Origin of the sequence: uncultured Azohydromonas sp. (assembly GCF_937926365.1) — a bacterium.
Lineage (GTDB): Bacteria > Pseudomonadota > Gammaproteobacteria > Burkholderiales > Burkholderiaceae_C > Azohydromonas.
Genome location: NZ_CALAOH010000158.1, coordinates 1 through 9,895 on the forward strand (window position 1 = coordinate 1; position 9,895 = coordinate 9,895).

Annotated in this window: 7 protein-coding genes; 4 read left to right on the forward strand and 3 right to left on the reverse strand. The window is 72.0% G+C overall.

Annotated elements, in window-relative coordinates:
- Positions 1 to 452 (forward strand): ATP-binding protein (locus tag Q0741_RS16780; RefSeq protein ID WP_298234344.1); only part of this gene is annotated, 452 nt, incomplete at its 5' end.
- 2 nt (positions 453 to 454) lie between these two features.
- On the opposite strand, the gene Q0741_RS16785 is transcribed toward Q0741_RS16780, so the two are convergent.
- On the reverse strand, positions 455 to 1,156 hold the full coding sequence (locus Q0741_RS16785; protein ID WP_298234345.1) for a PEP-CTERM sorting domain-containing protein: 702 nt from the start codon (positions 1,154 to 1,156) through the stop codon (positions 455 to 457).
- Between Q0741_RS16785 and Q0741_RS16790 the strand changes: the two genes are divergently transcribed.
- The 3 genes from Q0741_RS16790 to Q0741_RS16800 all read left to right on the forward strand — a co-directional run bounded on the left by Q0741_RS16790 (position 1,155) and on the right by Q0741_RS16800 (position 4,777).
- On the forward strand, positions 1,155 to 1,283 hold the full coding sequence (locus tag Q0741_RS16790; protein ID WP_298234346.1) for a hypothetical protein: 129 nt from the start codon (positions 1,155 to 1,157) through the stop codon (positions 1,281 to 1,283). The two genes, Q0741_RS16785 and Q0741_RS16790, sit on opposite strands and share 2 nt — an antisense overlap.
- A gap of 138 nt (positions 1,284 to 1,421) precedes the next feature.
- Positions 1,422 to 2,951: a DegQ family serine endoprotease gene (locus Q0741_RS16795; protein ID WP_298234347.1), complete on the forward strand. Its 1,530-nt coding sequence runs from the start codon at positions 1,422 to 1,424 to the stop codon at positions 2,949 to 2,951.
- 374 nt (positions 2,952 to 3,325) lie between these two features.
- The gene (locus Q0741_RS16800) at positions 3,326 to 4,777 is read left to right on the forward strand and encodes a diguanylate cyclase (protein ID WP_298234348.1); all 1,452 of its coding nucleotides are present in this window, start codon (positions 3,326 to 3,328) and stop codon (positions 4,775 to 4,777) included.
- 75 nt (positions 4,778 to 4,852) lie between these two features.
- On the opposite strand, the gene Q0741_RS16805 is transcribed toward Q0741_RS16800, so the two are convergent.
- Both Q0741_RS16805 and Q0741_RS16810 read right to left on the reverse strand, forming a co-directional pair.
- The gene (locus Q0741_RS16805; protein ID WP_298234349.1) at positions 4,853 to 8,095 is read right to left on the reverse strand and encodes an error-prone DNA polymerase; all 3,243 of its coding nucleotides are present in this window, start codon (positions 8,093 to 8,095) and stop codon (positions 4,853 to 4,855) included.
- Positions 8,096 to 8,442: 347 nt separating this feature from the next.
- Entirely contained in the window at positions 8,443 to 9,771 is a 1,329-nt protein-coding gene (locus tag Q0741_RS16810) for a DNA polymerase Y family protein (protein ID WP_298234350.1), read from the reverse strand.
- Between the last annotated feature and the right edge of the window lie 124 nt (positions 9,772 to 9,895).

Consider the following 9,895-nt stretch of genomic DNA (forward strand, 5'->3'; position numbering starts at 1 on the left):
CGCGGCCGGTGGCGCTGGCCGAGGTGGCGCGCCTGGCGGTGGCCGACGCCGTGCCGCAGGCGCAGGCGCGCGGCATCGACCTGGGCGTGCCGCGGGCCGAGCCGGGAGAGGTGCACGGGCACGCCGAGGCGCTGCGCATCCTCATGCGCAACCTGCTGGACAACGCGCTGAAGTACACGCCCGAAGGCGGCACGGTGGACCTGTCGGTGCGGCGCGAGGGCGCGTCGATGCGGCTGGTGGTGGAAGACAGCGGCCCCGGCATCCCGGAGGCGGAGCGCGAGCGCGTGCTGGACCGCTTCCACCGCGTCCCCGGCACCGAGGCCCCGGGCAGCGGCCTGGGGCTTGCGATCGTCAAGGCCATCGCCGAGCTGCACGGCGCGGCGCTGCGTCTGGAGCGCTCGCCGCGGCTGGGCGGGCTGCGGGTGGAAGTGCGCTTCGACGCGCGCGACTGAAATCAGGCGCGTCGGCGCGCGCTCCGGCGGCCGATGCCCAGCAGGCCCAGCAAGCCCAGCCCTGCCAGCGCCAGGCTGCCCGGCTCGGGCACGGCGGCCGCCATCCCGTCCGCCATGGGCGGCATGTACACGGGCATGGCCATGGGCATCTCGCCCGGGAGCATTTCGCCCTGGGGCGAGATGAAGCCTTCGTCGGTGCCCGGGCGCACGTAGACGCTCAGGTGCGAGAGGTCCTGGCGGATGCCCTTCTTGTTGAAGGAGGGCGAGAGCCAGCCGCCGCCGCTGGAGCCGTCGAACTCGATGTTCTGGAAGTAGTAGAGGGCGTAATAGGTGCTGGACTTCAGCACCACCACGAGGTCCAGATGGAGCAGGCTGCCTGCCAGGCCTTCGCCGGTGAGGGTCCAGGTGCCTTCCGATTCCTGGGCGCCCGCGTCCACGCGGAAGCGGATGTCGTTGACGACGTTGCTGACGTCGCCGCCGCCGCCGGTGTTGTCCTTGGCCGCCAGTGTCCAGTTGCCGCCCCAGTTCTCCAGCAGGTGGTTGATGCCCTTGCTGTCGTTGCCCTTGAGCACGCCATGGAAGCCCTGGGCCTCGACGGCGCCGAGGGGGTCCACGCCGTAGGTGACACTGCCCACCACGTCCGCCTGCGCGCCCATGGCGCCGCAGGCCAGCAGTGCCGCGCCAATGGCTTTCACAAACCTCATGAGCTTCGACTGCTGGGCCATGGCGTGCTGCTTTTCCGTGGTGTTGAACGACTTGCACCAACCGGTGCGGCTGCTGCAGGGCGCCATGGTCCGCAAAAGGCGCGCGCTGATCGTCAGGCGTTTGTGAAACCGGGCCGCGAAGCTTGTCCGAAGTGTGTCGGCGCCGACGTACCGCACCCTGGCCCTCATTTTTAAGAGCCGTCTAAGCGACCGCCTGCACATTGGCCGCCTGTCCAACGACAACTCTCGCCAAGGAAGCCCATCCATGAGCACCCTGTCGATGTCCCCGGCCCGACTGACCCTGGCCCTGCTGGCGGCCGGCGTGATCGGTGGCGCCGGCGCCACCTTCGTCAGCAGCCACCACGCCGGCGCGGCCGTGCCGGCCACGGCCAACGCCCCTGCCATGAGCACCACGCCCGCGGTGGCCGTGGCGGGCGCACCCGACTTCTCGCAGATCACCGAGCGCCACGGTCCGGCGGTGGTCAACATCGCCGTCAGCGGCATGCGCGCGGTGAGCAACGACGACGAGGACGAGGAGCGGGCCGCACCGCGCGGCATGCCCCCGGGCATGAGCCCCAACGATCCCTTCTTCGAGTTCTTCCGCCGCTTCGGCCCGCCGGGCTTCGCGGTTCCCGGCCCGCGCGGCGGGCAGCAGCAGCCCATGCGCGGCCAGGGCTCCGGCTTCATCGTCAGCGCCGACGGCGTGATCCTGACCAACGCCCACGTCGTACACGGCGCCAAGGAGGTGACGGTCAAGCTCACCGACCGGCGCGAGTTCCAGGCCAAGGTGCTGGGCGAGGACGCCAAGACCGACGTGGCCGTGCTCAAGATCGACGCCAAGGGCCTGCCCACGGTGCCGCTGGGCAGCACGCGCGAGCTGCGCCCGGGCGAGTGGGTGGCGGCCATCGGCTCGCCCTTCGGCTTCGAAAACAGCGTCACCGTGGGCGTGGTCAGCGCCAAGGGCCGCTCGCTGCCCGATGACGGCTACGTGCCCTTCATCCAGACCGACGTGGCGGTCAACCCCGGCAACTCCGGCGGCCCGCTGTTCAACGCGCGCGGCGAGGTGGTGGGCATCAACTCGCAGATCTACAGCCGCTCCGGCGGCTACATGGGGCTGTCGTTCGCGATCCCCATCGAGCTGGCGACCAAGGTCAAGGACCAGATCGTGGCCACGGGCAAGGCCAGCCATGCGCGGCTGGGCGTGGCGATCCAGGAGGTCAACCAGACGCTGGCCGACTCCTTCAAGCTCGACAAGCCCGAGGGCGCGCTGGTGGCCAGCGTGGACGCCGGCGGCCCGGCCGCCAAGGCGGGGCTGCAGGTGGGCGACGTGATCCGCAAGGTCAACGGCCAGCCCATCGTTTCTTCGGGCGACCTGCCCGCGCTCATCGGCCAGTCCAGCCCCGGCGAGCAGGTGACGCTGGAGGTCTGGCGCCACGGCAAGCGCGAGGAGCTCAGCGCCAAGCTGGGCGACGCGGCCGAGCGTTCGGCCGAGGTGGCGCAGGCCGACGACAGCGCCGCGCCGGGCCAGCAGGCCAAGCTGGGCCTGGCGCTGCGCCCGCTGCAGCCCCAGGAGCGACGCGGCGCGGGCGTGGACGCCGGCCTGGTGGTGGAGAACGCCACCGGCCCCTCGGCGCGCGCGGGCGTGCAGCCCGGTGACGTGCTGGTGGCCGTCAACGGCACGCCGGTCAGGAGCGTCGAGCAGGTGCGCGAGGTGGTGTCCAAGTCCGACAAATCGGTGGCACTGCTGATCCAGCGCGGGGACAGCAGGATTTTCGTGCCGGTGCGCATCGGTTGATTCGCGGCGGCTGAAAGAAGAACGGCTGCCCCGTGGTACGGGTGGCGTACCGAAGCCCAGGCCCTACCAGAACTGTCGTCATGCCCGCGAAAGCGGGCATGACGACATCATCGTTTTGGCAATTAAGTAAACAAAAATGCACTCAATATTCAAGCCGTTGATTTGACTGAGCGCGCGGAACCGAAGTCATGAGGTAAGCAAACAATTTTTCACCCCATTGGGCTGTCCGCAGCCTTACTTCCGACAGCCGCACTTATTTCGCCTCCTGGACTCCAAATAGGCTAAATCAATCGCACAAAGCGCCGAAAACGTGCTTTTGATCGCCGTTTTCCGATTTTCAAGGCGGGACCGCTTGGAAATCCGCTTCCACCCCCATGGCCTCCGCGACGCCCCAACTCGAACGACTGCGCAGCATCATCCAGGTGCAGGCCCAATTGACGAATGCGCACCTGGACCTCGACGCCTTCATGCAGCAGGTGGTGGACAGCCTGCAGGCGCTCACCGGCGCGGACGGCGCGGTGGTGGAACTGGTTGAGGGCGAGGAGATGGTCTACCGCTGCGCCAGCCCGGCCCTGGCGCGCCACGTCGGGTTGCGGCTCCAGCGCGAGCGCAGCCTCTCGGGCCTGTGCGTGGCGCGCGGGGAGATCCTCTACAGCCAGGACACCGACGACGACCCGCGCGTCAACCGCGACGCCTGCCGGCGCCTCGGCATCCGTTCCATGGTGTGCACGCCGCTGTACTGCCGCGGCGACGCGGTCGGGGTGCTGAAGGTGATGTCGCGCAAGCTGCGGGGCTTCGACGAGGACGACCTCCAGACGCTGGAGCTGCTGGGCGCCAGCCTGGGCGGCGCGCTGGGCCGCCAGGTCGCCTTCGGCCTGCGCATGCAGATGGCGACACGGCTGCACGCCAGCGAGGCACGGCTGCGCGCGATGCTGCAGCATGCCCACGACGCCATCGTGTCGATGGACGCGCGGGGCGTGGTGATGGAGTGGAACCCCGCCGCGGAGCGGCTGTTCGGCTGGAGCGCCCAGGAAGCCGTGGGACGCCCCATGGCCGCGCTGATCTTTGCGCAGCCGCTGTGCGACTCCCACGACGACGGCCTGAGCTGCCTTCGCGAGGCCGGCGAAGCCGTCAGGCCCAGCCGCCTGGAACTGCAGGCCGTGCACCGCGACGGCCGCGAGATGACGATCGAGCTGAGCTGGAGCGGCACGCATGTCGAAGGCAGCTGGGAATTCACCGGCTTCATGCGCGACATCACCGAGCGCAAGCGCCTGGAGTCGGCGCTGCAGGCCATGGCGCGGCAGGACGCGCTCACCGGGCTGCTCAACCGGCGGGCCTTCATGGATGCACTGATCCAGGCGCTGTACCGCCTGGACCGCCATGGCGTGCCCGCCGCGCTGCTGTTCCTGGACCTGGACGGCTTCAAGCGGCTCAACGACACGCAGGGCCACCAGGCCGGCGACGCGGCGCTGGTGGCGGTGGCCGCCCGGCTGCGCGAGTGCGTGCGCGGCAACGACGTGCTGGCGCGGCTGGGGGGCGACGAGTTCGTGCTGCTGGCCGACGGCATCGGCGAGGAGGCACCGGCCCGCGCCCTGGCGCAGAAGGTCCTGCAAGCCGTCGTGGGCGCGATGCCGTCCTCGGCCCTGTCCTGCAGCGTGGGTATCGCGCTGGCCGGCCCGGGCAGCACGGCCACCGGGCTGCTGCAGCAGGCCGACCACGCGATGTACGCGGCCAAGCAGCAAGGGCGCGGCACCGTGGCCGTGCATGGCCAGGCACCATTGGCCCAGCGCGAGGCGGCCTCGGCCGCTGTGCCGTGGCCGGCGTGAGCCGGTAGCCACAGCACAGCGGATTGCGGGGCTGGCGTGCGGCACGGGGCCGACAGCGCCGCGGCATGCCTGCGCTCACCTGAAATCCCGGCTCCCCGCCACGAACCTCCCCAGCAGCGGCGTGAGGTCCTGCAGCCAGCCCGCCACCAGGGCGCAAACGTCCCCCTCGCGCTGCCAGCGCCCGTGCACCGCCAGCAGCCGCGAGCGCAGCAGCGCCTCGCGCTGGCGCTCGCGGATGCGCTTCCAGCAGATCACCTGCACCACGCCGGTCTCGTCCTCCAGCGTCACGAACACCACGCCCTTGGCCGTGCCGGGCTGCTGGCGCAGCGTCACCAGCCCGCAGGCGCGCACCAGGCGCCCATGCGGCTGCGCCAGCAACTGCGCCACCGTCATCAGCCGCCGCTGCTCCAGCAGCGGACGCAGCAGCGCCAGCGGATGCCGGCGCAACGTCAGCCCCGTGGCGGCGTGGTCGAACACGATCTCCTCGCCCTCCGGCGCCGGCGGCAGCTCGATGAAGTCCTCCCGCACCGGCGCCTCGCTCAGCAGCGCCGGCGGCGCGCTCCAGGCCGCCGCCTCCCACACCTGCTGGCGGCGATGCCCGGCCAGGCTCATCAGCGCATCGGCCCCGGCCAGCAGCCGCATCGCGCGCGCGTCCAGCCGGGCGCGGCGCGCCAGGTCCTCCACGTCGTCGAAGGGTTGAACGCGCCGCGCCTCGGCGATGCGGCGCGCGGCCTCCTCGCCGAAGCCGGCCACCAGGCGCAGGCCCAGGCGCACGGCCGGCGCACGCGCGCCCTCCTCCGAGCGCGGATGCCGCAGCGCCTCGACCAGCTCGGCCTTGCAGGGGCCCGGCCTGAGCGGCGGCACCACCGCTTCCAGCGTGCAGTCCCAGTCGCTGTGCATCACGTCCACCGGCCGCACCTCCACGCCGTGGCGCCTGGCGTCCTGTACCAGCTGCCACGGCGTATAAAAACCCAGCGGCTGCGAGTTCAGCATCGCGGCCAGGAAGGCCGCCGGGTGGTGGCACTTGATCCAGCTGCTCGCGTACACCAGCAGCGCGAACGAGGCCGCATGGCTCTCCGGGAAGCCGTATTCCGAGAAGCCCTTGATCTGCTCGAAGATCGAGCGCGCGAAGGCCGGGTCGTAGCCGCGCTCGGTCATGCCCCGCACGATGCGGTCGTGGTAGAGCACCAGATCCCCCTTGCGCCGCCACGCCGCCATGCTGCGGCGCAGGGCGTCGGCCTCGCCCGGCGAGAAGCCGGCCGCCAGCATCGCCACCTGCATCACCTGCTCCTGGAACACCGGCACGCCCAGCGTGCGCTCCAGCGCCCGCCGCAGCCCCTCGCCGGGGAAGGTGACGGCCTCCTTGCCCTCGCGCCGGCGCAGGTAGGGATGCACCATGCCGCCCTGGATCGGCCCCGGGCGCACGATGGCGACCTCGATCACCAGGTCGTAGAAGCAGCGCGGCCGCAGGCGCGGCAGCATCGCCTGCTGCGCCCGGCTCTCGATCTGGAACACGCCCACCGTGTCGGCGCGGCACACCATGTCGTAGGTGGCCTCGTCCTCGGCCGGGATGTCCTGCAGCGCGAAGGCATGGCCCTTGAGCTGCCCGACGAGATCCAGCGCCTTGCGCATCGCGGTGAGCATGCCCAGCGCCAGCACGTCCACCTTGAGCAGCCCCACGGCGTCCAGGTCGTCCTTGTCCCACTCGATGACGGTGCGCCCGGCCATGGCGGCGTTCTCCATCGGCACCAGCCGCGCCAGCGGCCCCTGCGTCAGCACGAAGCCGCCGGTGTGCTGCGACAGGTGCCGCGGAAAGCCCACCAGCTGCTCCACCAGGGTCGTGAACTGGCGCATCAGCAGCGAGCCCGCATCCAGCCCCAGCCGTGCGAAACGCTGCGCGCGCAACCGCGGGCCGTCCCACCACTGGTGGTCGCGCGCCAGCGCCTGCACCACCTCGTCCGACAGGCCCAGCGCCTTGCCCACGTCGCGCACGGCGCTGCGCACGCGGTAGGTGATGACGGTGGCCGCCAGCGCCGCGCGCTCGCGGCCGTACTTGCCGTAGAGGTATTGAATGACCTCCTCGCGCCGCTCGTGCTCGAAGTCGATGTCGATGTCCGGCGGCTCGTTGCGCTCGCGGCTGATGAAGCGCTCGAACAGCAGGCTCATGCGCGCCGGGTCCACCTCCGTCACGCCCAGGCAGAAGCACACCACCGAGTTGGCCGCGCTGCCGCGCCCCTGGCACAGGATGCCGCGCGAACGCGCGAACTCCACGATGTCGGCCACGGTCAGGAAGTAATGCTCGTAGCCCAGCTCCTCGATCAGCGCCAGCTCGTGCTCCACCTGCGTCTGCACCGCTTCCGCAATGCCCTGCGGCCAGCGCCGCCCCGCGCCCTCCCAGGCGAGCTGGCGCAGCCACGACGCCGGCGTGTGCCCCCGCGGCACCAGCTCGCCCGGGTAGCGGTAACGCAGCTCGTCGAGCGAGAAGCCGCAGCGCGCGGCGACCTCCAGCGTTTGCGCCAGCAGTTCCGGGGCACAGGTCTGCGCCAGCCGCAGCCGCGTGCGCAAATGGCGCTCGGCGCTGGGCTGCAAGTTGAAACCGCACAGCGCCAGCGGGCGCTTGAGCCGCGTGGCGGTGAGCACGTCCTGCAGCGGCTTGCGCGAACGCCGGTGCATGTGCACGTCGCCCGCGGCCACCGGCGGCACGCCCGCGCGAGCGGCCGCCTCGCGCAGCCGCTCCAGGTGCAGCGCGTCGTCCAGCTGGCGCAGCAGGTTGGCGATCAGCCAGCAGCGGCCGTGGAAGCGTTCGGCTTGCCAGCACGCCAGGGCTTCGATCTGTTCGGTGGTGGCGCCGCGATCCGGCGCGGCCAGCAGCAGGCAGTCGGCCAGGGCCCCGGGATGGAAGTCCGCCAGCCGCGGTGGCGCGTAAGTGCCCTTGCCGCTGGCGCGGCGCAGCCGGGTGATGAATTCGCACAGGTTGCCGTAGCCCGCCAGGTTGCAGGCCAGCACGACCAGGGTGCAGCCGGGCGGCGCCTGGGCGCCGTGCTCCAGGCCGCTGTCGGGTTGCACGCGAAACTGCGTGCCCACCAGCAGCTTCAGGCCATGCTGCTTCGCCGCCACGTGGGCGCGCACGATGCCGGCCATCGAACACTCGTCGGTCAGTGCCAGCGCGCGGTAGCCGAGCTGCGCGGCGCGCTCGACCAGTTCCTCCGGGTGGCTGGCGCCGCGCAGGAAGCTGAAGTTGGACAGGCACCAGAGCTCGGCGTAGTCGGGCAGGCCAGGGGCAAAAGGGCCGTTTTCGTTCTTGTTGTGCGTGACCACGGGGTCACTCGTGTGCGGGACGGAGCACGGGCAGCAGCCTCTCTGCCTTGTCATCCCTATGCAGGTGCAGTGCTGTTCGGAGACGTCGAGGCTTGTCTGCAGGACGGAGCAGGGGCGACAGCCCTATTACCTCGTCATCCCCGCGCAGGCGGGGACCCAGGCGGCCCCACAGCCCATCGCGAGCCGCGATGTTGGCGACGCGAGGACAGGAAAGCAGCTTTCTGACGACGTTGCTTACAGCCGACTTGGGGGCCGCCTGGATTCCCGCCTTCGCGGGAATGACGAAGTAGTAGGCGTGACGCTTTGGCTGACGGGATGAGAGGAACCGCACCGCGCGCCTCAATGCCTCAAGCAAAACACCCATGCAGATACCAGGCCGTCGCGTCGTCGGCCAGCCGGGTCTGGAAGATCCACAGCAGCCCGGCGTGCAGGCTCCAGGCCAGCCAGTAGTCGCGCTGCACGTGGCCGCTGTGCTCGCCGGCCTCGCCCTGCAGGCGCTGCCACCAGCCGCCCTCGATGCGGTGCGGCCCCGCCAGCAACTGCAGCGGACCCTGGTAGACCGGCCGCTCGTCCCGCACCGCCAGGCGCAACGGTTGCGCCAGCACGAAGCCCGGCTGCGGCAGCGCGCTCACCTGTGCCGGCGGCAGCGCGGCACTGCGCGGCGGCGCCTCGTGCACGTCCAGCCAGCGCTGCATCCACTCCGGCCGGTGGTCCGCCAGCAGCAGCGAGCGCCGCACCCGCTCCGCGCCCAGCCGCGCCGACAGCCGCTGCAACACCTGCGCGATCGGCTCGCCCGGCGCCGGCGTGGACGGCAGCAGCTCCGCGCCGTCCGGCGCCAGCGGCTGCCACTCCAGCAAGGCCAGGTGCAGCGCCCCCACCGGCGCCCGCAGCTCGGTGCGATGCAGGTGCTCGCTCAACAGCCGGTGCAGGAACGCCAGGTCGCGCGTGGGCTCGGCCATGCGCAGCGCCAGCTCGCCGCCCTCGCCGGCCGCGCGGCTGCGCATCGCGTCGTGCGCCCAGCGCAGGCGCAAGGCGACGGCGCCACCGTGGCGCGCCGCCAGCCAGCCGCACAGCGCCAGCAGCAGGCGCCGCGCCGCCAACGCCAGCGCCGGGGCCTGCTCCACGCGGCAGGGCAGCTCCAGCCCCAGCTCGAAGACCTCGGGTAGCGTCTCCCAGCGCCAGGCCTCCGGGCGCAGGCCGTAGGCCTGGTCCAGCGCGTGCAGCAGCTCCGCGCCGAAGCGCCGGGACAGCCCGCCGCGCGGCAACCGCCGCAGCGCGCCCAGCGTGCGGCAACCGGCGCGCAGCAGCGTCGGCGCATGCGCCCGCGCGGCGCTCAGCGTCTGCAGCGGCAGGTCGTCGAGCAGGCTGCAGGGCAGGATTTCATGGGAGCAGGCCGGCCCGGGATGCCCCGCGCGCGCCAGCGCCAGCGCCGCCAGGCCCGTGGGCGCGCCCCAGCTCAGCGTGAGGGCCCCCAGCTCCAGCGCCTCGGCGCGCACGCGCGCCTGCAGCGCCGCCGCGCCGCCGAAGAGCCGCAGGCTTGCCCGCAGCTCCAGCAGCACCGCCTCTTCCACCCGTGCCACGCGGGGCGTGAACTGCAGCGCCCAGTGCGCCAGGGCCGCCAGGGCCGGCGCCGCTCCCTCAGTGGGTACGGGCGTGCAGGCGGCAGCCCACAGCATCGGCGTGCTCCGCGGAAGAGGAAGAGGCTTGGGCTTCTTCGCCCGCGCGCCGCGACGCCGCCAGGGCGCCATGCGGCATCGGCGCCACCCGCGCCGCGCCGGGACGCCGGGCGGCGGCCACCGG

Bases quoted from the DNA above. Each gene is read 5' to 3' on its own strand.
- Q0741_RS16800 (WP_298234348.1), top strand. From the start codon at position 3,326: ATGGCCTCCGCGACGCCCCAACTCGAACGACTGCGCAGCATCATCCAG.
- Q0741_RS16810 (WP_298234350.1), bottom strand. From the start codon at position 9,771: ATGCTGTGGGCTGCCGCCTGCACGCCCGTACCCACTGAGGGAGCGGCG.
- Q0741_RS16785 (WP_298234345.1), bottom strand. From the start codon at position 1,156: ATGAGGTTTGTGAAAGCCATTGGCGCGGCACTGCTGGCCTGCGGCGCC.
- Q0741_RS16795 (WP_298234347.1), top strand. From the start codon at position 1,422: ATGAGCACCCTGTCGATGTCCCCGGCCCGACTGACCCTGGCCCTGCTG.
- Q0741_RS16790 (WP_298234346.1), top strand. From the start codon at position 1,155: ATGAGCTTCGACTGCTGGGCCATGGCGTGCTGCTTTTCCGTGGTGTTG.